The organism is Lysobacter korlensis (genome assembly GCF_042434515.1).
Genome location: NZ_JBHLTG010000001.1, coordinates 382,858 through 407,315, shown reverse-complemented (window position 1 = coordinate 407,315; position 24,458 = coordinate 382,858). Strand labels below are relative to the sequence as shown.

Sequence of the window (24,458 nt, the reverse complement as noted above, 5' to 3'; positions counted from 1 at the left end):
GCGCGGATTCGAGCAGGATTGTCCGATGCAGCAACGCCCCAGCATCGCTGCGGCTCGATCAGCCTTCGCCGATCGGTGTCAGCAGGCGCAGGCCCTGCCCGATCGGATGGACTCCGCCGGCTGCCAGCGCATCCGCGCCTGCCGCCGAGACTTCCGGCTCCCACGGGATCGCGGTCCGTGGACCGGGAATATAGGCGTGCCACTTGTACTCGTTGGGCACGGACTGGCCCGGTGCGACGTAATCGACCGGCACACGCGCCGACCAGTACGGAGCGTCGGCGGCCTCGCCACGCTGCGGCGGCGTGAACGTCCATTTGCGCGCCCCCTGCAGGGCCGACTGCGCAAGCACCTGCCGCCATTTGGTCATTGCGGACTCGTTGTCGATCACGCGCAGGTTCACCTGTTCGGCAATCGCATCCTCTACCCGTCCGTCGCGCCCGATGCGCACGACCACGTACACCGTACCGCCGACGCCGCCCCATGCCGCCGATTCCGGGTAGCTCGGCGGAGGCAAGCTCTTGGACGAGACGGTCTCCCCGGGCGCGTGCGAGCCGAATTGCATGCCGCGCACCTGCAGCGCATAGCGGTCATCGTCGAGCTTCTTGGCGACCACGCGCACGGTCATCGGCGCACGCGCGCGACTCGTGCCCGGCTGCAGCACGACCGGTTCGAAGCGCAATTCTGAGACGCGCTTACCGATCATTTCAGCAATGGCGGGCGGCACCGTATCGCCGCCTTCCAGCGTGTGGGCGAGCACCTCGCCGTCGGCGGTGATATCGATTGAGCCCTTCACCAGCAGGCTCGATTCGGCCTGCTTGCGCACCGCGCGGGGGCCGTTGGCCGACACGGCCGCCCCCATTGCAAGGCACAGGACAATCAACGCGATCCATCGGCTCATTGGGCAAATCCATTCTCGGGTCCGAAGCACAAGCATAGCGCCGCCCACGCGCTTGCCGCAGCGATGCCCGGCCGTGGGCGGATGCAAGGCATGGCGACGGCAGCGAAAGACGCGACCGCTGCATGGCAGAGGCCCTAGGGACCCGCGTCAGCGGTTCTCGCGCAGGAACCGCGCCATCGACACCTGACCGCCGGCCACCGGGACGAGCTCGGCCGCGATGTCGATGAAGCCGCGCATCAGTGCGATATCGCGCGGCGTGCGATTGAGCGTGTCGCGGCGCTCGGGGTCGGCGCCGGCGCGCAGCAGGCGCTGCACGACGCGCACCAGCCCGTGCAACGCAGCGAGGTGCAGCGGGCCGAAGCCGCGCGGGTCCTGCGCGTCGAGGCTGGCACCGTCGTCTAGCAGGCGCTCGAGGCCGGTGATCAGCACGTCCTCGTCGGCAGCGCTGCCGGGCTCGGCACGTGCACCGAGCAGCAGCAGCAAGGGCGTTGCGCCATCGGCGACGCCATCCACCTCGGCACCGGCGAGCAGCAGCGTGTCGAGCAGCGCGACCAGGCGCGTGCGGTCGCGGGCCCCGAAGCCGTACATCGCCGCGCAGTGCAGTGGCGTGCGCTGCTGGGCATCGGTCGCCTGCACGTCCGCGCCGGACGCGAGCAGGCGCGCCGTGAGATCCGGCAGGCCGAGTGCGCAGGCCACCATCAGCACGGTCAGCCCGCCCGGCAGTCGCTGTTCGAGCGGCGCGCCGGCCCTGAGCAACCGGTCGACGATCTCGGCGTGGCGCATGCTGACCGCAGCCGACAACGCCGTGGCGCCGGAGTTCGCCGTGGCCTGCGGGTCGGCGCCACGCGCGAGCAGCAGGTCGACGACCGCGCGATGACCACCGCCCGCGGCACGCAGCAGCGCGCTGCAGCCCTGGCTGTCGACGGCATCGACCGACAGGCCCAGATCGAGCAGGCGGCGCACGGCGTCGGCGTCGCCGACGATCGCGGCGGACGGCACGTCGGCCGGCTGCAGCGCGCGGCGCGGCAGCGGCCAGCCACGCCAGTCGAGCCAGTCGGCCAGATCGCGGCGGCCGGCCGACAGCGCGACCCCGAGCGGGGTCTGGCCATCGGCCGCAAGCAGGTCCGGCGATGCGCCGCGGCGTACCAATGCCTTCAGTGCGGGCGCGCGTCCGAGCGCGGCGGCCAAGTGCAGCGCGCTCATGCCGTGGCTGTCGCGAGCGTCGAGCCCGACGCCCGTCTCCAGCAGCCTGTCGACCAGTCCCATCCAGCCCAGCCGAACGGCCAGCGCCAGCGGCGGGTCGCCTGCCGGAGAGCGCGCGAACGGATCGGCGCCGCGGTCGAGCAGGTCGAGCGCGAACGCTTCCGCGCCCGGCGTGCTGCCATCGCCCACGCAACCGGCGAGAAAACGCGCAAGCCCACCGGCGCCCGCGGGCGCGACCGCGCGCCGCAGCATCACGTTGAGCGACGCAATCGCGCGGCTGCCGCGGCCGAGCAGCACGAACAGCGGCGTGTCGCCACGACGGTCGCGTGTGTACGGATCGGCGCCGTGGGCGAGCAGCCACTCGACTGGGGCCGGCGTCATCGCCAGCCCGTCGTCATGCAGCAGCGTGCCGAGCTCGTCCGCCGTCACCAGCGGCAGCAGGCTGGTATCCGGCCGGCCTTCGCGCAGCGTTTCGCGCAGCAGCGCGAACGGCGCGAGATTCGGCAGTGGCGCATCGGCCGCTTCCGCGCTGGCGACCGAGGTCGGCAATGCGTAGCCCGCATCGAGCATCGCCACCAGCGTCCAGCGCCCGGCCGCGGCGGCAACGTCGACGGCGCTGAGGCCTTCGGCGTCGCGCTGCTGCGGGTCGACGCCGAGCTCGAGCAGGCGCGCGATCAGTTCCGGCGGCGCCTGCTCGGCTGCGCACGCAAGTGCGAGGGCGTTGCGGCCGCGCGCATCGGTGGCGGCGGCTTCGGCCGCGATGCCGTGCGGCAGGTGCGCGATCAGAAGTTCGAGCAGCTCGAGATGGCCGCCGCGTGCGGCCTCGAGCAACGGCGTACGGCCTTCGGCATCGGCGACGGTCGCATCGGCGCCCGCGGTGAGCAGTGCATTCGCGATCTCGACATGGCCGGCCAGCGCCGCTTCATGAAGCGCGCTGCGCCCGCGGGTATCGCGCGCGCCGACACGGGCTTTGTAGCGAAGCAGCAGCTGCACGCCGGCCGGATCGTCATCCTCACCGCCCGCCGCAGCGAGCAGCGCCGGCTGCCCGTCTGCGGGTTCGGGCCTGGCGCCGCGTTCGAGCAGGAACTTTGCGAGCCTCCAGTTGCCGGCCGCGCAGGCCACCCCGAGCGGCGAAAGGCCCTCGTGGTTCAGCGATTCGAGCTCGGCCTGCGCGTCGCGCAGCAGCGCGGCCACACCCGGGTCCGAGCTGCGCGCGGCATGGTGCAGCGGCGTGTTGCCGTCGGCGTCGCGGGTGCGCGGGTCGGCCCCGTTCGCGAGCAGCGTCATCACCGCATCCGGCCGGCCATGCCAGCTGTCGCGCGTGGCCGCGATCAGCGGCGTCATGCCCGCGTGCGAGCGATTGAGATCGATGCCATGCGCGATCAGCGCGCGCAGCAGCCGCAGGTCCGGCAGCACGGCGGCGAGTACCGCGAGGCTGCGCTGGTCGCGTCCCGGCGGAGGCGGCGCACGCAGATCGGCGCCGGCTTCGACCAGCTCGAGCGCGCGCTCGACGCGGCCGGTACGTGCGGCCGAATACAGCGCCGTTGCCAGTTCGGCCGGGTCGGCCGGCGGTCGGGCTTCGACGGCAGGGGTTTCGGTAACCGCTGGCGTGTCATCAAGCGCCTGTGCGTCGGCTCGGGCATCGAAGTGTTCGGCGACCGGCTGCCACGGCTCCGCCGCAGCCGGCGGCGCGATGCGTTGCAGCAGCAGGTGCAGCGGCGCGGATACCAGCGCGAGCGACACGCCGATGATCCAGCGCGCGGTCCCGTCGAGAAGCCCGGGCCAGGCGAGCACGAGCACCGTGGCAAGCAGCGCTACCACGACCACCGCCGCGCCGAGCCCACGCCACGCGCCCACGTCTTCGCTCTGCAGCGCAGGCAGGTGCCGCGACAGCGCGCCGCCGTCGCGTTCAAGCCCGCGCCACAGCGGCCACAGCCGCCACAGCGCAAGCAACACCAGACCGGTGACCGCGCTCAGCGCGAATGCGGCCCCGAGCGTGCCGGTGCGCATCAGCTGCGAAAGCGGCAGCATTGCGGCGGCGGCGACCAGCGCGAACGCGAGCGCCCACAGCAGCAGCAACGCCAGGCCATCACGGCGATGTTCGCGTGCACTGTCCTTCGGTGCGACCGCCAACGCGAACAGCGGCTGTGCGCCGATACCGGCCAGCGCCGCCACCCAGCCGCCCAGACCCGTCAGTGCCGCCACGCCGGCACCGGCGATCAGCAACGCGACGCTGCGCTTGCTCGCCCGGGACTCAGGCATCCGTGCCCCAGTCGTCACTCATCGGATCGGCCGCCGGCAGCGGCGGCATCTGCAGGTGGAAGCCGTGGGCATCGATGTTCGCGCGGACCTCGTCGGCGCTTGCGCGCGCCAGGCGGCGGCCCGGCGTCAACGCGACATCGAGCACGAACTGCAGCGGCCCGAGCTGCGCGCGCACCGGTTCGGGCAGGCGCGCGAAATCGTCACGCTCGGGAAGGAACACGTAGGTGTCGTACTTGCGCAGACTCTTGTAGACGTAGGCTTGCATGGGCGCCGCGGCTCCGCAAAACGTGACTCGTAGCACAGCATACCGTCAGCTCCGCACCGCGGACGCCGGCGGTTGCGCAGGTTGATTCAGTGGTAACCGACGTCGGCCGCGATCTTGCCGGCGAACACGCGATACGCCCACCAGGTGTAGCCGAGGATCACCGGCAGCAGGATCACCATGCCGACACCGACGAAGATCTGCGACGACGGCGGCGACGACGCCTCCCAGATCGTCAGGTCCGGCGGCACGATGTTCGGCCAGATGCCGAGCACGAGGCCGGCGAAACCCAGTCCGAAAAACGTCAGCGTCAGCACGAACGGCGCCGCGTCGCGCCCTTCGCGCATCGCTGCACGCCACAGCAGCCACGCGTTCACGAGCGCGAGTACCGGCACCGGAAACAGCCACCAGAAATTCCCGCCTTCGAACCAGCGCGCCATGATCCGCGAGTCAAGGAATGGCAGCCAGGTACTGACCAGGCCCATGAACGCGACCACGACCAGCACCAGCGGCCGCGCCATATGGCGCGCAAGCTTCTGCAGTCGCCCCTCGGTCTTGAGGATCAGCCAGGTCGAGCCGAGCAGCGCATAGCCGAACACGAGCGCGACGCCGGTCAGCATCGAGAACGGGCTGAACCAGCCGAACACGCCTTCGATGTACTTGCCTTCCTGCACCGGCATGCCTTCGACGACGGCGCCAAGGATCACGCCCTGCGCGAATGCCGCGAACATCGAGCCCAGCGCGAACGCCCCGCCCCAGAAGCGCTTGCCGCGCACGGCCTTGAAGCGGAACTCGAACGCGACGCCGCGGAACACCAGCGCGAGCAGCATCAGCAGCACCGGCAGGTACAGCCCGGACATGATGATGCCGAACGCGGGCGGGAACGCCGCGAGCAATGCGTTGCCGCCGAGCACGAGCCAGGTCTCGTTACCATCCCAGATCGGCGCGGCGGTGTTCATCATGTGGTCGAGCTGGTGCTCGTCTTCGGCAAACGGCGCCAGCGCGCCGAGGCCGAGCACGAAGCCGTCGAGCAGCACATACATCAATGTGCTGAAACCGATCACGCCGAAAAACAGCACCGGCAATACGGTTTCCCAGTTCATGACCGTGCCTCCCGGATCTCATCGGGCTGTTCGTTGCCGACCGACAGCGGCCGCATCGGGCGCTTGTTGCCGCCTTCGCCGGTCGGTGCCGGCTCGTGCGGCTGCGGCCCTTTGCGGACGAGCTTGAAGATGTACCAGGTGCCGGCGCCGAACACGATCGCGTAGACCAGCATGTAGGCGATCAGCGACGACAGCACCGCTGCGGCGGTGATGTTCGGGCTCAGTGCATCGGATGTACGCAGCAGCCCGTAGATCACCCAGGGCTGCCGGCCGATCTCGGTCGTGTACCAGCCGGCGAGGATCGCGACGAAGCCGGCGAACGTCATCAGCCGCCAGCCTTTGAGGATCCAGCGCGATTCGAACAGGCGCTTGCGCTGCCAGGCCCACGCCGAGGCCGCGACCAGCGCGAGCATTGCAAAGCCGATGCCGACCATCACGCGGAACGCGTAGAACACCGGCGCAACCGGCGGCCGCAGCTCCGGTGGCACCGCGGTGAGTGGCAGGATCTCGCCGTCCCAGGAATGGGTGAGGATGATGCTGCCCAGGCGCGGGATCGCGATCTCGTAATCGTTGCGTTCCGCCGCTTCGTTCGGCACTGCGAACAGCACCAACGGCACGCCCTTGCCCTCGCCTTCGCTGCGCCAGTGCGCCTCCATCGCGGCAAGCTTGGTTGGCTGGTACTCGTGCACCTCAAGCCCGTGCAGGTCGCCGACGAGGATCTGCATCGGCACCGTGATTGCCGCGAACGCGACCGCGTAGCGCAGCATCCGCTTGGCCTGCTCGATGTGCTCGCCGCGCAGCAGGTAGCGCGCCGATACGCCGCCAACCACGAAGCAGGTCGTGATGAACGCGGCCAGCGCCATGTGCGTGAGCCGGTACGGGAATGACGGGTTGAAGACGATCTGCCACCAGTTCGCCGGCTCGAACACGCCGTTGACGATCTTGTAGCCGGCCGGCGTGTGCATCCAGCTGTTCGCCGAAAGGATCCAGAACATCGAGATCAAGGTGCCCAGCGCGACCATGCAGGTTGCGAAGAAATGCATGCGCTGCGAGACGCGCTTCCAGCCGAACAGCATCACGCCGAGGAACGAGGCTTCGAGGAAGAACGCCGTCAGCACCTCGTAGCTCATGATCGGGCCCATGATGTTGCCCGCGCGCTCGGTGAGCTGGGCCCAGTTCGTGCCGAACTGGAAGCTCATCACGATGCCCGACACCACGCCCATGCCGAACGAGATCGCGAAGATCTTCAGCCAGAAGAAGTAGAGGTCGCGCCACGTCGAATCGCCGGTGCGCAGCGCACGCCAGGCCACGAACGCGAGCCAGTTCGCGAGGCCGATCGTGAAGGCGGGGAACAGAATGTGGAACGAAATCACGAAGCCGAACTGGATCCGCGAGAGCAGCAGAGCATCCACGCATTGCGCCTCCGCGGCGCGCGGGGAAGCGCCGCGCGGGGATTGTGCACTGCGGCGCATGGCGGACTTCTTCACTCCATGCGCTGCCGGATGCAACGCGGCGATTGAACGCGCGATGACGCCGGGTTTTGCCGAAGCTGCCGGTGCGGAACTCGGCATGGCCGCGCCGGTCCCTACACGGTTGCGACTGCTAACCTCCCTGCGGTCCCGCTTGCTGGAAGTCCGTAATGCGCCTGTTGCCGCTTGCCCTGCTGTTGTCGTCCACCGCCGCGTTCGCGCAGGCGCCCGATGCCGCACCCACGCCGATCACCCTCGACCAGGCGATGGCCGATCCGGACTGGATCGGCGCTCCGGTCGAGATGGCATGGTGGTCATGGGATGGCCGCGATGCGTATTACACGCTCAAGCGCGAAGGCGCGACGATCCGCGACACCTACCGCCAGCCGATCACGGGCGGCGCCGCGCAGAAGCTCGACGGCGCGGTACGCGCCGAGGCCGACGCTTCGCAGCCGGTCTACGACCCGCGCGGCGCGCGCATGGCGTTCGTGCGCAACGGCGACGTGTTCGTGCGTGATCTGCGCAGCGGCGCACTCACCCAGGTCACCCGCACCGATGCGGCCGAAGCGCTGCCGCAGTGGAGTGAGTCGGGCGAGCTCGTGTTCCGCACCGGCAACGACTGGTACCGCTGGAAGGCCGGCGAAACCGTGCGCCAGGCTGCGCTGGTCAAGGCCGAGAAGGACCCGGCCGCGGCGCCGAAGCCCGACGACCTGCGCGACCGCCAGCTGCGCCTGATCGAAACACTCAAGAACGACCGCGACCGCCGCGACGCCGCACGCGTGCAGGACGAGCAGTGGCGGGCCGCCGATCCCACCCGCGCACCGGCAGCGGTCTACCTCGGCGATGACGTCGTGATCGTCGACAGCGCGCTGTCGCCTGACTCGCGCTGGATGCTCGTGGTCACCGAGCCCAAGGGCACCGACGCGGGCCAGCGCGGCAAGATGCCGAAGTACGTGACCGAGTCCGGTTACGAGGAGTTCGAGGAGGTCCGCACGCGCGTGGGCCGCAATGCCCCGCTCGCGCACCGGCTGTGGCTGGTCGACGTCGCGCAGGGCAAGGCGACCGAGCTGAAGTTCGACGCGCTGCCCGGCATCGATGTCGATCCGCTGGCGGCAATGCGCAAGGCCGCCAAGCAGGATCCGCTCAAGGGCAACCGCGCCGCGCGCATCGAGACCGATGGCGACGGCACCGGCCCCGCGATCCACTGGAGCGACGACGGCCGCCAGGCCGCGCTGCTGGTGCGCGCGGTCGACAACAAGGACCGCTGGCTGGCGACGGTCGATCTGGCCGGCCAGAAGCTCGAGCCCCGCCACCGCCTCACCGACGCGGCCTGGATCAACTGGGGTTTCAACGAATTCGGCTGGCTGCCGGGTGCGAACGGCGCGGACCGGCTGTGGTTCCTGTCCGAACACACCGGCTACTCGCACCTGTACCTCGCCGATGGTGCGAAGCCGCGCGCGCTTACCTCGGGCAAGTGGGAGGTCTCCTCGCCGCAGCTCTCGCGCGACGGGCGCACGTTCTACTTCACCTGTAACCGCGCCTGGCCCGGTGACTACGAAGTCTGCGCGGTCGATGCGGCCGGCGGCGCCGTGCGCGAGGTGACCTCGCTCGACGGCGTCGAGGACTTCACGCTTTCGCCGGATGGTTCGAAGCTGCTCGTGCGGCACTCGGACAGCTACCTGCCGCCGCAGCTCGCGGTGGTCGACGCTGCCGGCGGTGAAGCGCGCACGCTCACCGACACCCGCTCCGCCGAGTTCAAGGCGCGCACGTGGATCGAACCGGAGTACGTGCAGATCCCGTCCAGCGATGGCGCCGGCGCGATCTGGGGCAAGTACTACGGCCCGAAGACGCTCGAGCCGGGCAAGAAGTATCCGGTCGTGATGTTCGTGCACGGCGCCGGTTACCTGCAGAACGTGCACGACAAGTACCCGGTCTATTTCCGCGAACAGATGTTCCACAACCTGCTCGTGCAGGACGGCTACATCGTGCTCGACCTCGACTATCGCGCGTCGGAAGGCTACGGCCGCGACTGGCGCACGGCGATCTACCAGCAGATGGGCACGCCCGAGCTGCGCGATTACCTCGATGGCCTCGACTGGATCGTCAAGAACAAGCAGGGCGACCGCGACCGTGCCGGCATCTACGGCGGCAGCTACGGCGGCTTCATGACGTTCATGGCGCTGTTCAAAAAGCCGGGCACGTTCAAGGCCGGTGCCGCGCTGCGCCCGGTCACCGACTGGTCGCAGTACAACCACGAGTACACGAGCAACATCCTCAATACGCCCGTGCTCGACCCGGAAGCCTACAAGCGCAGCTCGCCGCTTGAACTCGCCCACAACCTGCAGGACCACCTGCTGATCGCGCACGGCATGATCGACGACAACGTGTTCTACAAGGATTCGGTGATGCTCGCGCAGCGGCTGATCGAGCTGAAGAAGGACAAGTGGGAGCTCGCGAGCTATCCGCTCGAACGCCATGCCTATGCGCATCCGGAAGCCTGGTACGACCAGTACCGTCGCATCTATGAGCTGTTCGACGAGGCGGTGAAGAAGTAACCCCGGCCGCTTCGACGGCGCGACGCAAACGGGCGGCCCAGGTCGCCCGAATGCGTTTCAGGGCGCCGCAATGGCGCCGGTAGAATGCGCCTCATGATCGAACATGCGACCGCGCCCGGACCGGAATTCGACCGCGTCCGCGACTACCTCACCGGCCTGCAGGACCGGCTTTGCGCTGCGGTCGAAGCCGCGGACGGCCGCGCGCGCTTCGTCGAGGACGCCTGGACGCGCGCCGAAGGCGGCGGCGGGCGCACGCGCATCCTGCGCGATGGTGCGGTGTTCGAGCAGGCGGGCATCGGCTTTTCCGACGTATCGGGCACGAAGCTGCCGCCCTCGGCGAGCGCCGCTCGGCCGGAGCTGGCCGGCGCCTCATGGCGTGCGGTCGGCGTGTCGCTCGTGTTCCACCCGCTCAATCCCTACCTGCCGACCACGCACGCGAACGTGCGGCATTTCCGTGCAATGCGCGACGGCGAAACGGTGGCGTGGTGGTTCGGCGGCGGGTTCGATCTGACGCCGTTCTATCCGTTCGATGAGGACGTGCTGCACTGGCACCGCACCGCGCGCGAGCTGTGCGAGCCGTTCGGCGGCGCGGCGCGCTACGAGGCGCACAAGCGCTGGTGCGACGAGTATTTCTTCCTCAAGCACCGCAACGAGACGCGCGGCGTCGGCGGATTGTTCTTCGACGATCTGCATGAGGATTTCGAGCGCGATTTCGGCTACCTGCGCGCGGTCGGCGACGGCTTCCTCGATGCCTACCTGCCGATCGTGCAGCGCCGCGCCGCCATGCCGTTCGGCGAACGCGAGCGCGAGTTCCAGCTCTACCGTCGCGGCCGCTATGTCGAATTCAACCTCGTGTTCGACCGCGGCACGCTGTTCGGCCTGCAATCGGGCGGGCGCACCGAATCGATCCTGATGAGCCTGCCGCCGCGCGTGCGCTGGGAGTACGGCTATACGCCGGGGCCGGACAGTGACGAGGCGCGCTTGGCCGCGTACCTGAGCCCGCGCGACTGGCTCGCCGATCCCGCGGGACCCGGCTGACCGGAGCGGCGCGTTCGCGGGACGCTCGCGCCTGGATGCGCGCAGTGAAGGTCGATCTCCAGCGCTCCGGGGCTCTCAGCGCTACAGACCGGCATCTGGCACCGCAGAGTCGGTTGGCGCACGCCGGTCGCGGCTCATCACCGGACTTTCATGTTGCGGCGCACTATGAACGTCGCATTCATCTTTGTGGCGTGGTCGCCGGGCTGACAGCGCCCCGCGCGCTTTAAGACTTGCTGCATCAAGGCTTTTTCGAATTGCAGAACCTGCGGGCGGCGGTTTGAAAGCCGGCCTCGCAACCCTGCTTCGTGCATGCGTGCGCAATCGGTGCCTAGTGTTGCGCCTGTTGGCACCGGGGGGAGCCGACAGGATCCCCTCGACGGTCGCCAGCGACCTGCGGGTGGCCGCCTGAAGTTCCGGGTGGGCACTGAACGCACGGGCACGGCCCGGCTGATCGAGTGGATGGCAGGACCGGCGCGGACCGCCGGACGTTCGCACCGCGCCGCGGTGCGTCCCACCATCGATCAAGGAGTCGCTCGTGATGTCAGCTCATCCCCGCACCACCGCAGTCTCGATGCTCGCCGTCGCAATCGGCTTGGTTGTTTCCCTTCAGGCGGGCGCTGCGGAGCGCGTTGCACTGCGTTCGCAGCCGCTCAACGCCGTCCCGCAGAACCTGCTCGCCGAACGCTTGGGCCTGGGCCCGCAGGCCAGCCTGCAGGCGCGCAAGTCGGCGCCGACCGTGAAGGGCACGCGCACCGTCCGCATGCAGCAGATGTACCGCGGCGTGCCGGTGTATGGCCATGTGGTGACCGTCGAACAGGACGCCAGCGGCAATGCGCTGAGCGCACACGGCGAAATCGCACGCGATCTCGCGTTCGACCTCGCATCGGTGGCACCGAAGCTGCGCGGCGCGCAGGCGATCGGGCGTCTGATGCAGGCACACGGCGTCCCGCCGGGGCAGATGCAGGCCGCGATCAACCAGCGCGCTGAACTGTTTGTGGTGCCGCGCGGCAACGGTGCAAGGCTCGCGTACCTGACCTCGTACTTCCTTGACAATGACGGCCACCCGACGCGCCCGCATGCGCTGATCGATGCGAACACCGGCGAAATCATCGAGCGCTGGGAAGGCCTGACGCATGCGAGCGCCGGCGGCCCCGGCGGCAACCAGAAGGTTGGCCAGTACACCTACGGCAGCGGGCTGCCCTATCTCAACGTCGCGCAGTCCGGCAGCACCTGCACGATGAACAACACGAACGTGAAAACCGTGAACCTCAATCACGGCACCAGCGGCAGCACCGCGTTCTCGTTCGGTTGCCCGACCAACACGGTCAAGGCGATCAACGGCGCATATTCGCCGCTCAACGATGCCCACCACTTCGGCGCGGTCGTGTTCAACATGTACCGCGCGTACATGAACCAGGCGCCGCTGACGTTCCAGCTGACGATGCGCGTGCATTACAGCAACAACTACGAGAACGCGTTCTGGAACGGCTCGTCGATGACGTTCGGCGATGGCGCGACGAAGTTCTACCCGCTGGTCTCACTCGACGTCGCCGCACATGAAGTCAGCCATGGCTACACCGAGCAGAACTCGGGACTGCAGTACTCCAACCAGTCCGGTGGCATCAACGAAGCGTTCTCGGATATTTCGGGCGAGGCCGCCGAGTTCTATGACCGCGGCGCGAACGACTACCTGATCGGCTACGACATCGTGAAGGGCAGCGGCTCGCTGCGCTACATGTGCAACCCGCCGCAGGATGGCAGGTCGATCGACAACGCCGCGAACTACACGACCGGCATGAACGTGCACTACTCCAGCGGCGTGTACAACAAGGCGTTCTGTCTGCTGTCGAAGAAGACCGGCTGGGATGTGCCCAGGGGCTTCAAGGCATTCGCGCGGGCGAACGACCTGTACTGGAGCTCGACCGAAAACTTCAACAGCGGCGCCGCCGATGTCGTGCGCGCGGCCTGCGACCTGGGCTACAACGGCTCGGACGTGGTCTCCGCGTTCAGCGCGGTCGGCGTCAACGCCGGCACCGTGCCGTCCGGCTGCGGCGGCAGCGGAGGCGGCGGCCAGACGTACACGAACAGCGCGGACTATGCGATCCGCGACAACAGCACGGTCGAAAGCCCGATCAGCATCTCCGGCCGCAGCGGATACGGCTCGAGCTCGACGCCGGTCGCAGTCAACATCGTGCACACCTACATCGGCGACCTCAAAGTCGACCTGGTCGCGCCGGACGGCAGTGTCTATGTGCTGCACAACCGCTCGGGCGGCAGTGCCGACAACATCAACACGACCTACACCGTGAACCTGTCGACCGAGCTGCTCAACGGCACCTGGAAGCTGCGGGTGAACGACAACTACTCGGCCGACACCGGCTACATCAACAGCTGGAGCGTCACGTTCTGATGCGTAAGCGGACCGCCGCGGCCCAGGCCGTGGCGGTCCTTATCCGAGTCACCGCATTGCGCGGGCGATCCGCGCGATGCATCCGGTACGCGGCGACCCGCCGCGTCACCACGCCGACCAAAGCTGGTGCGACAAGGGGGCGCCCTGCCTGCAGGGCGCAGGCATCAGCGCTTCATCCAGCCGGACGCGTGCCCGCGTGGCTGTGCGTCCATCCCAAAGGACCGTCCCATCGGACGGATGCGAAGGAGTCGACCCGATGAAACTGCCGCGCCCCGCCGTGCTCATGGCCGTGCTCGCGATGCTCGTCAGCGCCCCCGTGGCAGCGCAGACGCATGCGCCCTACAACGACCATGTCCACACGACCGCCGCGCCCGGTCGCAGCCCCGACCCGTTCGCGCAGGTCTACATCGTGACCTCACGCGAGCTCTACCGCCGCGGCATCCAGTCCATCACCGGCAACGGCGCCGCGATCGGCCGTCGCGACAGCCTGGGCCAGGACTTGGTGATGTTGCCGGTCCGCGCGCACCAGCTCGACGACATCACCCGCTTCGTGCACGAAAATGAAAAGCGCTGCGGCGGCTATTTCGCATTCAACAGCCAGGCCGAGGCCGATGCGTTCATCCGCTCCGACGCCGCCGCGCAGTCGGTCAACGGCACCTTCCTCGCAAGCTATCCGATCGACAACCGCGCCACCGTCGATCCATGGCTGTCGCAGGTCGTCGAACGCAACATCTACGACACGATCAACCACCTGTCCGGTTACCAGAACCGCTACTACACCAGCAGCACCGGCAAGTCCTCGGCCGAGTGGATCCGCAACGCCTGGCAGGGTCTATCCGCCGGGCGCAGCGACGTGACGACCGAGCTGTTCACCGCGTGCGGCGACTGCTCCACCCAGCCGTCGGTCATCCTGACCGTGCAGGGCAGCGAGCTGCCGAACGAAATCGTGGTGATCGGTGGGCATCTGGATTCGATCAACTCCAGCGCCGGCGGCAGCACGAGCCAGCGCGCGCCCGGCGCGGACGACGATGCCTCCGGCATCGCAACGCTGACCGAGATCATCCGCGTCTCGCTCGCCAGCGGCTGGAAGCCCAAACGCACCGTCAAGTTCATGGGCTACGCCGCCGAGGAAGTGGGCCTGCGTGGCTCGAAAGCGATCGCGCAGTCGTTCAAGACCCAGGGCCGCAACGTCGTCGGCGTGCTGCAGCTGGACATGACGAACTACAACGCCGGCGCGCCCAAGGAGATGCAGCTCGTTACCGATTACTCGAACGCCGACCTCAAGACCTTCGTCGTCAACCTGTTCGACACCTACCTCGCCCCGATGGGCCACACCCGCGGCACTTACACCTGCGGCTACGGCTGCTCCGACCACGCCTCGTGGACGAACGCCGGTTACCCCGCGGCGATGATGTTCGAAGGCGGCGACAGCAGTGGGCGGCCGTTCTCGCAAATCCACACCGCGAACGACACGCTCTCGAACATGGGCGACAGCGCGCGCCACAGCGTCAAATTCGCCAGGCTCGGGCTCGCGTTTCTCGGCGAGCTCGGCAAGACCGGCGGCAGCGGCGGTGGCGGCAATACACTTGAAAACGGTGTCGCCGTGACCGGTCTGTCCGGCGCGCGTGGTGCAATGCTGCGCTACACGATGCAGGTCCCGGCCGGCGCATCCGGCCTGAAGTTCGTCACTGGCGGCGGCTCGGGCGATGCGGACCTGTACGTGAAGTTCGGCAGCCAGGCGAGCACGACGAGCTACGACTGCCGCTCTCAGGGCAGCACGAATGCCGAGTCGTGTTCGATCACCACTGCCCAGGCCGGCACTTACCACGTGCTCGTCTACGGCTACAGCGCGTTCTCCGGCCTCAGCCTCAGCGGCAGCTACGGCAGCGGCGGCGCGACGCAGACCTACAGCAACGGCGCCGACTACGCGATCCGCGACAACGCCACGGTCGAAAGCCCGGTGTCGGTCTCCGGTCGCAGCGGCAACGCGCCGTCCGACGCGAAGGTCGCGGTCAACATCGTCCATACGTATATCGGCGACCTGAAAGTCGACCTGATTGCCCCGGACGGCTCGGTCTACATCCTGCACAACCGCTCCGGCGGCAGCGCCGACAACATCGCGACGACCTACACGGTCAACCTCTCCAGCGAACCGCTCAACGGCACCTGGAAGCTGCGTGTGAACGACAACTACGCGGGTGACACCGGGCGGATTGATAGCTGGGGTGTGACGTTCTGACGTGTGTGCGACGTCGGCACTGTCCGGCCGTTAGTGCGGCCGGGCAGTGCCATCTCATGGGGCGATGCATCGCGGGCCGAACACGGCTGCGTGCTGTCCAACGAAAGCGGCATGAGTGCCTGCCGCTCCGTGATCGGCAGCCTTCACGGTTGCCGCGGTCTGGGCGTACGCTTTACCTGCGTTATGAGCGACGGCAGCTCGTGCTACCGCTCACGTCCGTCCCGCCGCCTACTGCGGAGGCTGGGCCTGCGCCACATCCGCACACGGGCCTACACCCCGCGCGCACGAACGGAAAGACCGAGCGCTTCATCGAGACCGCATTGCGGGAGTGCGCCTATGGACGACGTTATGAGCACAGCGACCAGCGAACCGCTTGCCTACCGCACCGGCTCCACCACCACCACCGGCCCCCGCGCCAGCTTGACTGATCAGCAGCCCATGTTTCGCACCGCCGACATGAACAACGTATTGGGTTTACACAGCGAGTCGTGTCGGCGCCCTTCGGCGGTTGCGCAGCAGCAAACGGCGCCATGCATCTAAGACGCCGAGCAGGGGCTCACGTGACGCAGACGGTTTGGCCGATCTACCGTGTGCCGCCCAAGAACTCGCAGCGCTGTGTCGCAGCTACGATGGACGGGGCTCAGATGCGTTACCCGCGGCGTGGTCTTGGCTCGGCGGGCCCCGGTGCAAACACGGCGTCGGGCTGCGCCTTATATTGGACCTTGAGAACATCCCAGCTAGGCCGGTTTCGCCCGGTTCCTTCGGCGTCGTAAGCGAGGACCAGACCGGTCTGAGCGTCCAGCCACATGCTTCCGGCGTCACTGCCGCCCGGCCCGCGGCGGCGAGCGCCCCGGTATCGCCACTGCACCGCGTTGCGGCCGGCGTATATGCCTTCCCGCAGCTTGCGGCAGTCGCTCATCAGGCCCATACCCGAACTGGGGCGGACTGGATCGAACACAAGCGGGAAGTCGTGTCCTGGCAGCGGAATTGCACCGCCTCGTGTGTCCAATAGGAGGAATGGGCCGCCGACAGTCGGGCGAACCAGACTGTATGTCCCACCACGCGCGCCGACGAAGTCGATGCGGAGTTGGGCGTCGCGGAAATACACATTGACCGTCTGCAATTCCCCCCTGGCGCGCCCGGAGAGCACGCTTAGCGCGTTGGTGACGACCTCCGCGCTTCCCTCCACAGGCGTGGCGGCACGCAGGTCCATGGCGACGGCGAAAAGCAACGCCATCGCTGCAGCGCGCGCCCGGCTCACGGTAGTCTCTGCGCCGCGCGCTCGCCGATCGGCGACTGCATACGCACAATCGCATAGGACTCGATCGGAAGGCGGTCGTCGTACATAAGCGCTTGCATCCGAGCACGCTCGACAGGGCTGTCAACCTTGATCCGTTCAGACTTACCCTTAAGCACCCACCCGACGAATGGAACGACTAGCGGATAGCGGTATGTCACCTTGATCTTCAGCACGTTCGCATCCTGCACGTTTACGCCGCTGCGGCCCACTCTATTGCTGCGGAACGCGAGGCTGTCGTTCGGCAACGCGTACCGCCCGTCATGCTGGAGCTCTCGAAACTCGTTCCATGCCGCGCGGCTCGGGCTGATGATCTCGATGTCCGCATACCGCCAAGTTTCGCCCTTTGCCCTCCCCCAAGCTGCCATGGCGCCCCCGACGCTGGAATCGGTGGCGAACAGCGGCGTAATGCCGCGGGCGAAACCGGCCTCGATTTTGTCCTTGGACGCACCGTGCACTGCGCCCGCGCGCGCGGCTTCGAGCGCGGCGTAATCCACCGTCGCCTTGGCGCGGTACAGCAACACCAGTTGCACGACCGACAGAATCAGAAACATCAGTACCGGCACGACAATGGCGAATTCGACCATGCCCTGGCCGGTCGCCAAACGACGTGCGGGACCGCGGAGACGGCGCGTCATGCAATACCTCCTTCGGTGGTTACGACATCGGGCTGCCAGACCCAGCGCTCGTGCAGTTCGGGTGCGAGGTCCCGCAGCGCACCGCCATGTAATTCGATAGTCGCTACTGCGCCTTTGCACGCGCGCGCGCGCCACGGTGTTACATATTCGCGCCAAGCGAGTACGCACTGATGCCGGTCAAGGAAAACGAGGTCGAGCGGATAGCGCATTCCGACGGTGTGGACGCTCGCGCAAGGTGTGAGCACGAGGGCCTGCGAGCCGTCCCGGGCTAGTGGCGGGCGCCCGAGCAGGCCCCGGAATCGGGGCCACCAGCGGTCGGCGAGCCAGGCTCGGGGGATGTCCGTGCCCTGTTCCCGCACGAGGCGGCCCGAGCGGGCACTCAGGAATTTCACAGCAATCCCTCCTCGAGCATCTTCAAATAGATGAAGTACCCGATGAACAGGAAGATCAGCGGAAAAAAGAACATCACAAGCGGCAGCATCATTTTGACCGGTGCCTCCAGCGCGAGCTTTTCCGCGCGCAGAAAGCGCTCCTCACGACGCTGGCTGGCTTGGGCGCGCAGGGTCTCGCTTAGGTTCGCCCCCACCTTGTCCGCCTGGATCAACGCGCTTGTGAAGTTGCTGATCTGCGGAATGTCCATGCGGTCCGCCATGCGTCTGAGCGCGTCGGCCCGCGACAGTCCGGCGCGCAGATCGCGCAGCATCCGCGAAAACTCCTGAGAGAGCGGGCCGCGCGGACCTTTCGACACCGACTGCTCGATCGCGCCGGTAATGTTCAGGCCCGCCTCGACCGCCATCGTGATGAAGTCCAGAAACACCGGCAGGTCGCGCACCACGCTGCGTTGTCGCAGCTTGCGTTGATCAGCCAACCAGATCTGCGGATAGACCCAGCCGAGCATGCCGCCGAGAACGAGCGACAGGAAGACGCTGCGCGGACCCAGCGCGTCGAGCATCACCACGCACGCGAGGAAGAACAAAATCGCGATGACCAGGCTGACGATACGTAAACCGTAGAACTCTTCGGGTGTAAGCAGGTAGTCCTGGCCCGCAGCCTGCAACTGGCGATGGGTACGCTCGAAATGCACCGTCTTCAGCCGGGGCGCGATGAAACGTGTTGCGATAGTGACGAGCGGCCATAACAGCTGTAGCGCTCGGGGAAGCGGATCCTGGTAACTGCGGTCGCTGGTCTCGACCTCGCGCAACATGCCGCGCGAACCCACGAGCACCAGTAGCACAGCAGCGGCAGCGGTAACCGCAACGAGGGCGAGCATCCAGTTCATACGTCGATCGTCATGATCTTGCGGCACATGCGATAGCCGAGGTACTCCATCACGACACCAATGCTGAGGATGGCCCAGCCATGCCAGGCGCTGAACATTGGCCGCATTGTCTCGGAGTACGCCAGGCTGAGATATCCGATCAGGAACACCGGCAGCATCGCCATTACGATGCCCTGCAGGCGGCCTTGGGCGGTCAGTGACTTGACCTTGTTTTCCATGATGAGTCGTCGGCGCAGCGTCTCGGCAAGCGTCGACAGCGTATCGGCCAGGTTGCCGCCGACCTCGCGCGAAACGTTCACTGCCGCGACGAACAGAGCGGCGTCCATGATCGGCACGCGCTGGCTGAAGTGCTCGAGCGCCTCTTCGGTGCGAACGCCGAGATGCTGCTCACGAAGCACCAGCGCGAGCTCCTGCGCCAGCGGCGGCTGGCCGTCATGCACCATCACTTCCAGCGCAGGGTTGAATCCGACGCCCGCGCGCAGGCTGCCCGCGATCATCTGCAAAGCATCAGGGAGCTGTTCCTGGATGCGGTCGAGCCGGCGTTGCTTCATCCACGCGTAGACCCGGCGGGGCAGCACGGCGAGCAACACCGAAATCACGATCGCAACGAACAGGTTGCCGGTAATGAGCCACAGCAGGCCCGGGACGGCCACGAGCAGCACGATGTTGAAGATGAACAGTTGCGTCGGATCCATGAACAGGAACATGTCCGCAAGGTTCAGACGTGCCTGGTCGAGGAAGTTCTCGCGGTAACGCTTCATGAAGCGATCCGCGGCCTGCACGACGAGAAAGCCGCCGACCGCGAAGCAGGCGAAGATCAGTGCAACCACCAGCCAAAGACTCATGCAGGCGCACCCCGTCCGTTCCTGAAGATTCCGAGATCCACCGATACGCCGCGCTGCGCAAGCTCCTCGTAGAACTCCGGCACGGCGCCGGTCGCGACGAAATTACCGACGACCTTGCCGTCGCCGCCGCTGTAGGTCGTCGGCTTGAAGAGGAACACGTCCTGCAGCTGGATCGTGCCGCTCTCGACGCCGGTTACCTCGGTGATGTGGCTCACCTTGCGGGTGCCGCACGGATAGCGCCTCTGATGCACGATCAGGTCAACGGCCGACGCGATCTGCTCGCGCACGACGGTCATCGGCAGGTCCATGCCCGCCATCATCACCATCACTTCAAGTCGCGAGAGCGTTTCGCGGGGGTTGTTCGCATGCGCGGTCGTCAACGAGCCCTCGTGGCCCGTGTTCATCGCCTGAAGCATGTCCAGCGACTCGCCACCGCGGCACTCGCCTACGACGATGCGGTCGGGTCGCATGCGCAGCGCATTCTTCACCAGGTCTCGGATCGTGATCTGCCCCTTGCCCTCCATGTTCGCGGGGCGCGCCTCGAGCGCGACGAGGTTTGGCTGCACGAGCTTGAGCTCGGCGGCGTCCTCGATCGTGACGATTCGCTCGTGGTCGGGGATGAAGTTCGACAGGATATTGAGCAGGGTGGTCTTGCCGGACCCGGTGCCGCCGGAGACCACGATGTTGCGTCGTTCACGCACCGCGATTTCGAGGAACTCTAGCATCGCCGGGTCGAGCGAGCCGAAGCTGAGCAGGTCCTGGCCGACCAGCGCACGCTTCGCGAATTTGCGGATGCTGATGCTCGGTCCTCGCAGCGCCACCGGCGGAATCACCGCATTCACGCGCGAGCCGTCCTTCAGCCGGGCGTCCACAAGCGGCGAGCTTTCGTCGATCCGCCGTCCAAGCGGGGTCACGATGCGCTCGATTGCCGCGAGTGCCGCGCGTTCGCTGGTGAACGTGACGTCCGAGCGCACGATGCGGCCGCCGCGCTCGACGAAGATCTCGTCATGCGCGTTGACCATGATCTCGGTGACCGTCGGGTCCTCGATGAGGTCCTCCAGCGGCCCCAGGCCGATCGCCTCGTCGAGCACTTCTTTCGCGAGGCGACGCGGATTGATGTGCTTGGGCAGGTCGCTGAAATCACGCTGCAGGATTTCGTCGACCATGTTGACGGTGCTGTCGCGCAGCGCCTCGTCGCTCATGCTGCGCACGTCGACCCGGCGCAGGTCCATCTGGCGCACGAGCGCGGCATGCACCTTCGCGCGCCACGCGTTCAGATCCGGCGGCGGCTGCACGGGCACCGCGAGCGCGGTGGAGAGACTGGGCGCGCCGACGGCCAGCGGCTCCGATGCGGGGGCCGCAGCCGACAGCCCGACATTGAAATCACGGGCGAGTGGCGGCGTCTGAACCACGCGCGATGCTTCGTCGCCGGAGATCCGCAGCAGATAGTCGCCGATCCGGATCTCGTCGCGGCTGTGCAGGGGCCCGTGGCGTGCGGTCACGCGCGTGTCGTTGACCATGATCGGCGCCTGGCCGCCGAGCGAGAGGATGTAAACACCGTCGTCCTCGCGGCTGAGCGATGCGTGCCGACTCGCGATCGTCCACCCCTGCAGCATCACCAGGTTCGCGTCGTCGCGACCGATGCCGCACTCACGATGCATGCACTGTACGCGGCGCGGCTCACGGCCCGGTGCGTGGATGAGGACGTCGAACATGTTCAGCCGCCCGTTCCGATCATCTTCTTCTGGCGACGGCTGATCTCGTCGTCGACCGAATCACGTATGCGCTGACCGTGCCTCAGGCTTTCCTGGTTCTCCGGCGACGCGGGAGACACGACGCGTGGCGTGACGAACACGACCAGTTCGGTTCGCTGGCCCCGGAAACCGTCGGAGCGGAACAGGCGGCCGAGCACCGGGATATCGCCGAGCAGCGGGAACTTGTCGGCCGAGGTCGCTGCGGAGGTGTCGATCAGCCCCGAGATCACGATGGTCTCGCCGGTGTGGACATTGATCTCCGACTGCGTGCGCCGGGTAAGGAAGCCCGGAACGCCCTGGACGGAAACCGACGGGTCGATGCGGCTGACCTCGGCCATGACGCTCGTGAAGACCTGCCCCTGGTCGTTCACCGACGGCTGGATGTTGAGTCGCACGCCGTACTCTTTGTATTCGATCTGCGTGGTACCGAGCAGGCTGGGCACCACGATCGGCACTTCGCCACCCGCGAGGAATGTCGCCTCGCTGCCACTACGCACGCTGAGCTGCGGTGACGCGAGCACCCAGGCCTTGCCCTGGCTCATGAGCAGGTTGATCGACGAGGCGATGGTCGATGCGATGCCGAAGTACGCCTGCGTGCCGGGCAGCCGGGGCGGGAGGGTGTCGCGCAGGTCGTCGAACGTCCGGTTGCTCCCGGGCAGCACGCGGAAGAACGGGTTGGTGGTCACGTCCTTGATCACGCCACCCAGCGGCCCGGCGATCGCGGTGTCCCAGCGAATCCCGAGCTCTTCGAGTGCGTTGCGGTTGAACTCCATGATCTGGACGTCCATCTTCACCATGGGACGCATGCCCACAGGGTCCACGCTCGCGAAATTGAGCACCTGCGGATACAGTTTCTGGATTGCAGCGAGCCGCTGGCCGGTCCCCTCGTCAAGCTCGTTTCCGGACACCACGACGTTCGCACCGACCGGCATGACGGTCAGCCCAGGGACGTTCCCGAGCAATGTCCGGACAGTCGCCGCTACCGCGTCGCTGCTGTCGGCGGACACACTGACCGGAATGCTGCGCTGGGTGCCGTCGCTCAACCACAGATGAAGTGTGGTCTCGCCGCCACGCGTGCCGATGAGCACCACCTCGTTGCGGCCCACGGTGTGGACGCTCAGTACCTCGCCATTGCCGACGGCGACCCTTCGCAGGGCGCCGGGCACGCGGTGCACCGCCGCCTGTCCGGCGAACAGGCGTAGGACGTCCGGCAGCGGCGTGGCGGACGACGCGCGCCCGTCCCCATGCAACGCGGATGCAGCGGGCTGCTGCAGGAGGACTTCGTCGAACCGGGCCTGTGTCGGATCAAGGGTGGCGTTGCTTCCTTCTTCAGGTGTCGCGACCGGCGCCTGGACTGGCGTCGCCTGTATGACGGGCACCTGCACATCGGCTGGCTGCTGCGCGGCCGCGGTCGCGAGCGCGAGCTGCGCCGCGCAAATAATGGACAACGCGACCCCGTGGCGGCGCGCGTTGGCGCCACCTGTTGCTATGTATTGCATGTCAGCCCCGACCGCCGATGATGAATTCGATACCGCTCGCCTGCGCCGCCCGTGCACGGGCCGGCGCTGATCCTTCCCCCCCGAGCGAGCGCAACAGATCACGCTCGCTCAGGCCATTTGCCATGCCCGGCGAGTTGTCCGTGATCTCGCGCAGCAGCACGCGCAGGTTCCCCGCCTTGGATGCAACCGCAAGCTGCTTGGCCTGGTAGTGGTCGAGTTCCAACGTGACACTGGAGTAGCCTTCCACGTCCGGCGCGCCTTCGACTTCGGGCGTGACCTTCTCGCCAACCCGCGTGCCGGTTGCGAGCACCTTGATCTGCTGCAACAGCGGAAACAAACGCGCACCCTCGCGACCGGATTCGCCATCCTTCAGGAAGAGGATGTCGATCATGTCGCCGGGCGCGATCATTCCGGAGATGGAGTTGTTCTCGTCCACGCTGAGCGTATAGGCGACCTTTCCTTTCGGAATGACACGCGAAAACTGGTCGTACAGCGGTGACAGCGCGCCCGCGCTCAACGGTGCGCCGGCACGGACCGCGTTGCGCAGCACGCGGCCTGCATACATCTCATAGTTTTCTGGCGTAAGCGCATCGGCTGGCACGAAGTCGGCTGGCACGGCGCGCAGGGAAAGCTGGTCCTCTCGAAGGATCGTGCCCTGGGGCAGGTCTTCGTTCGGAACCGTCACCTCCATCAGCACCTGGTCGTCGCGTGTCTTTTCGGCGACGACGGTCTGGACATAGCGAACCGCGACCAGCGATGCGATGGCCGCGAGCACGAGCGCGACGATCATGTAGATCAGGTTGCGGTTGATGTTGGGTCTGATGGGCTTCACGACGGCTCGATTCAAATTGGCAATGACGAGAGGGAGATCGCGTAGACAAACGCGAGGTAGATATCACGCAGTACGCGGACGAGCTCCACGATCACGTCCGGACGCGCGACCAGCACCGTGACCGACAGCAGGACCACGATGGTGTATTCGACGGTCGCTTGACCCTGCTCGGCGCATCGCGGCGGGGGAACGTTGCAAGACTTCATCGGCTCTGCACCGCGACCAGGTTGCTGCCGCTGGCGACGCGCTTGAATGAGAGCATCAGCTTCGCGTCATGGCGGCTGTAGAACGAGATGCATTGATCGCTGGCAGCCGTGCAGGGCGTAGAGCCACGCTCGGGCACGTAGCCGCGGGCCTTCATCGTCCGCGAGTAAAACTGCGCATTCTGGAGTGGCGAAAACGCATTCTCCATGTTGAGCGTTCTCGTGCGTTGCGGCGTGTCGAGGTAGACGATGTCTTCGGATACCTTCGTCTGCGAAGGCATTGGAAATCCGCTGCCGGGCGGAGTGCGGGGCGCCTCGCGCGGTATCTCCATCACGCCGATCTGCCCGCGCGTCGCATTGCCCGCAGGCGTCAACTCGACAGTGATGTAGTGCCGTCCCTCGGCGCGGCCGAGAATCGTCTTGTTGCGCCATGGGGTGCGCGCCATACGGGCGCCCCATGCGTCGCGATAAAACGCTTCGACCTTGGCGAGCGGCTGCGCGATCTCGAAGCGGCTCGCGCGCATGTTCAGCCCGTTGTAGAGCATGTGCTCGGTCACCCAGTAACCCGCGGCGTCGGCGGGTACCGGCACGGATGGCCAGTCTTGGGCGGCGGCGGGCAATCCCCCACAGAGCAGGACGATCGCCGCCGCCAGTCGGATCAGCAATTTCATG

General features: G+C 67.1%; 19 protein-coding genes. 4 read left to right on the top strand and 15 right to left on the bottom strand.

The genetic code is table 11. The features are described 5' to 3' along the window. Positions 1–58: 58 nt before the first annotated feature. From ACFFGH_RS01760 to ACFFGH_RS01740, 5 genes are all read right to left on the bottom strand, one after another. Complete coding sequence (locus ACFFGH_RS01760) at positions 59–985, bottom strand: energy transducer TonB (protein ID WP_386664286.1); 927 nt, start codon at positions 983–985, stop codon at positions 59–61. A 60-nt stretch (positions 986–1,045) separates the two neighbouring features. After that, positions 1,046–4,363 (bottom strand): ankyrin repeat domain-containing protein, encoded by a 3,318-nt coding sequence (locus ACFFGH_RS01755; protein WP_386664284.1) that lies wholly within the window; start codon positions 4,361–4,363, stop codon positions 1,046–1,048. Then, positions 4,356–4,628 carry a YcgL domain-containing protein gene (locus tag ACFFGH_RS01750; protein ID WP_386664282.1) on the bottom strand — a complete coding sequence of 91 codons (273 nt, stop codon included), beginning with the start codon at positions 4,626–4,628 and terminating at the stop codon, positions 4,356–4,358. The genes ACFFGH_RS01755 and ACFFGH_RS01750 overlap by 8 nt, the downstream gene beginning before the upstream one ends. A gap of 86 nt (positions 4,629–4,714) precedes the next feature. Then, the gene (cydB, locus tag ACFFGH_RS01745) at positions 4,715–5,728 is read right to left on the bottom strand and encodes a cytochrome d ubiquinol oxidase subunit II (RefSeq protein WP_386664280.1); all 1,014 of its coding nucleotides are present in this window, start codon (positions 5,726–5,728) and stop codon (positions 4,715–4,717) included. Continuing rightward, entirely contained in the window at positions 5,725–7,140 is a 1,416-nt protein-coding gene (locus tag ACFFGH_RS01740) for a cytochrome ubiquinol oxidase subunit I (protein WP_386664278.1), read from the bottom strand. Before ACFFGH_RS01740 ends, cydB begins: the two co-directional genes overlap by 4 nt. A gap of 227 nt (positions 7,141–7,367) precedes the next feature. Here ACFFGH_RS01740 and ACFFGH_RS01735 point away from each other — a divergent pair, with 227 nt between their 5' ends. The 4 genes from ACFFGH_RS01735 to ACFFGH_RS01720 all read left to right on the top strand — a co-directional run bounded on the left by ACFFGH_RS01735 (position 7,368) and on the right by ACFFGH_RS01720 (position 15,439). Further along, positions 7,368–9,752, top strand: coding sequence for a S9 family peptidase (locus ACFFGH_RS01735; RefSeq protein ID WP_386664277.1), 2,385 nt, complete (start codon positions 7,368–7,370; stop codon positions 9,750–9,752). Positions 9,753–9,845: 93 nt separating this feature from the next. Next, on the top strand, positions 9,846–10,790 hold the full coding sequence (gene hemF / locus ACFFGH_RS01730; protein WP_386664276.1) for an oxygen-dependent coproporphyrinogen oxidase: 945 nt from the start codon (positions 9,846–9,848) through the stop codon (positions 10,788–10,790). Positions 10,791–11,328: 538 nt separating this feature from the next. Further along, positions 11,329–13,200, top strand: a complete 1,872-nt coding sequence (locus ACFFGH_RS01725; protein ID WP_386664275.1) for a M4 family metallopeptidase — start codon at positions 11,329–11,331, stop codon at positions 13,198–13,200. A gap of 256 nt (positions 13,201–13,456) precedes the next feature. Then, on the top strand, positions 13,457–15,439 hold the full coding sequence (locus ACFFGH_RS01720; RefSeq protein ID WP_386664274.1) for a M20/M25/M40 family metallo-hydrolase: 1,983 nt from the start codon (positions 13,457–13,459) through the stop codon (positions 15,437–15,439). A gap of 649 nt (positions 15,440–16,088) precedes the next feature. Here the strand turns inward: ACFFGH_RS01720 and ACFFGH_RS01715 are convergent. The 10 genes from ACFFGH_RS01715 to ACFFGH_RS01670 are packed head-to-tail and all read right to left on the bottom strand — an operon-like array spanning position 16,089 to position 24,457. Next, on the bottom strand, positions 16,089–16,676 hold the full coding sequence (locus ACFFGH_RS01715; protein WP_386664273.1) for a hypothetical protein: 588 nt from the start codon (positions 16,674–16,676) through the stop codon (positions 16,089–16,091). 20 nt (positions 16,677–16,696) lie between these two features. After that, positions 16,697–17,374: a TadE family protein gene (locus tag ACFFGH_RS01710; RefSeq protein WP_386664272.1), complete on the bottom strand. Its 678-nt coding sequence runs from the start codon at positions 17,372–17,374 to the stop codon at positions 16,697–16,699. Next, positions 17,371–17,733 (bottom strand): DUF192 domain-containing protein, encoded by a 363-nt coding sequence (locus tag ACFFGH_RS01705; protein WP_386667290.1) that lies wholly within the window; start codon positions 17,731–17,733, stop codon positions 17,371–17,373. Before ACFFGH_RS01705 ends, ACFFGH_RS01710 begins: the two co-directional genes overlap by 4 nt. A gap of 29 nt (positions 17,734–17,762) precedes the next feature. Next, positions 17,763–18,653, bottom strand: a complete 891-nt coding sequence (locus ACFFGH_RS01700) for a type II secretion system F family protein (RefSeq protein ID WP_386664270.1) — start codon at positions 18,651–18,653, stop codon at positions 17,763–17,765. Then, positions 18,650–19,498 (bottom strand): type II secretion system F family protein, encoded by an 849-nt coding sequence (locus tag ACFFGH_RS01695; RefSeq protein WP_386664269.1) that lies wholly within the window; start codon positions 19,496–19,498, stop codon positions 18,650–18,652. The genes ACFFGH_RS01700 and ACFFGH_RS01695 overlap by 4 nt, the downstream gene beginning before the upstream one ends. Then, the gene (locus ACFFGH_RS01690; RefSeq protein WP_386664268.1) at positions 19,495–21,213 is read right to left on the bottom strand and encodes a TadA family conjugal transfer-associated ATPase; all 1,719 of its coding nucleotides are present in this window, start codon (positions 21,211–21,213) and stop codon (positions 19,495–19,497) included. The genes ACFFGH_RS01695 and ACFFGH_RS01690 overlap by 4 nt, the downstream gene beginning before the upstream one ends. Positions 21,214–21,215: 2 nt before the next feature. Beyond that, positions 21,216–22,751 (bottom strand): type II and III secretion system protein family protein, encoded by a 1,536-nt coding sequence (locus tag ACFFGH_RS01685; RefSeq protein WP_386664266.1) that lies wholly within the window; start codon positions 22,749–22,751, stop codon positions 21,216–21,218. Between the two features lies 1 nt (position 22,752). After that, positions 22,753–23,598, bottom strand: a complete 846-nt coding sequence (cpaB, locus tag ACFFGH_RS01680) for a Flp pilus assembly protein CpaB (protein ID WP_386664265.1) — start codon at positions 23,596–23,598, stop codon at positions 22,753–22,755. After that, positions 23,595–23,789, bottom strand: coding sequence for a hypothetical protein (locus ACFFGH_RS01675; protein ID WP_386664264.1), 195 nt, complete (start codon positions 23,787–23,789; stop codon positions 23,595–23,597). The genes cpaB and ACFFGH_RS01675 overlap by 4 nt, the downstream gene beginning before the upstream one ends. Next, positions 23,786–24,457 carry a hypothetical protein gene (locus ACFFGH_RS01670; RefSeq protein WP_386664262.1) on the bottom strand — a complete coding sequence of 224 codons (672 nt, stop codon included), beginning with the start codon at positions 24,455–24,457 and terminating at the stop codon, positions 23,786–23,788. Before ACFFGH_RS01670 ends, ACFFGH_RS01675 begins: the two co-directional genes overlap by 4 nt. Between the last annotated feature and the right edge of the window lies 1 nt (position 24,458).

Coding starts and splice junctions, on each gene's coding strand:
- ACFFGH_RS01755 (WP_386664284.1), bottom strand. CDS start 4,363: ATGCCTGAGTCCCGGGCGAGCAAGCGCAGCGTCGCGTTGCTGATCGCC.
- ACFFGH_RS01750 (WP_386664282.1), bottom strand. CDS start 4,628: ATGCAAGCCTACGTCTACAAGAGTCTGCGCAAGTACGACACCTACGTG.
- cydB (WP_386664280.1), bottom strand. CDS start 5,728: ATGAACTGGGAAACCGTATTGCCGGTGCTGTTTTTCGGCGTGATCGGT.
- ACFFGH_RS01735 (WP_386664277.1), top strand. CDS start 7,368: ATGCGCCTGTTGCCGCTTGCCCTGCTGTTGTCGTCCACCGCCGCGTTC.
- hemF (WP_386664276.1), top strand. CDS start 9,846: ATGATCGAACATGCGACCGCGCCCGGACCGGAATTCGACCGCGTCCGC.
- ACFFGH_RS01725 (WP_386664275.1), top strand. CDS start 11,329: ATGTCAGCTCATCCCCGCACCACCGCAGTCTCGATGCTCGCCGTCGCA.
- ACFFGH_RS01720 (WP_386664274.1), top strand. CDS start 13,457: ATGAAACTGCCGCGCCCCGCCGTGCTCATGGCCGTGCTCGCGATGCTC.
- ACFFGH_RS01715 (WP_386664273.1), bottom strand. CDS start 16,676: ATGGCGTTGCTTTTCGCCGTCGCCATGGACCTGCGTGCCGCCACGCCT.
- ACFFGH_RS01710 (WP_386664272.1), bottom strand. CDS start 17,374: ATGACGCGCCGTCTCCGCGGTCCCGCACGTCGTTTGGCGACCGGCCAG.
- ACFFGH_RS01700 (WP_386664270.1), bottom strand. CDS start 18,653: ATGAACTGGATGCTCGCCCTCGTTGCGGTTACCGCTGCCGCTGCTGTG.
- ACFFGH_RS01695 (WP_386664269.1), bottom strand. CDS start 19,498: ATGAGTCTTTGGCTGGTGGTTGCACTGATCTTCGCCTGCTTCGCGGTC.
- ACFFGH_RS01690 (WP_386664268.1), bottom strand. CDS start 21,213: ATGTTCGACGTCCTCATCCACGCACCGGGCCGTGAGCCGCGCCGCGTA.
- ACFFGH_RS01685 (WP_386664266.1), bottom strand. CDS start 22,751: ATGCAATACATAGCAACAGGTGGCGCCAACGCGCGCCGCCACGGGGTC.
- ACFFGH_RS01675 (WP_386664264.1), bottom strand. CDS start 23,789: ATGAAGTCTTGCAACGTTCCCCCGCCGCGATGCGCCGAGCAGGGTCAA.
- ACFFGH_RS01670 (WP_386664262.1), bottom strand. CDS start 24,457: ATGAAATTGCTGATCCGACTGGCGGCGGCGATCGTCCTGCTCTGTGGG.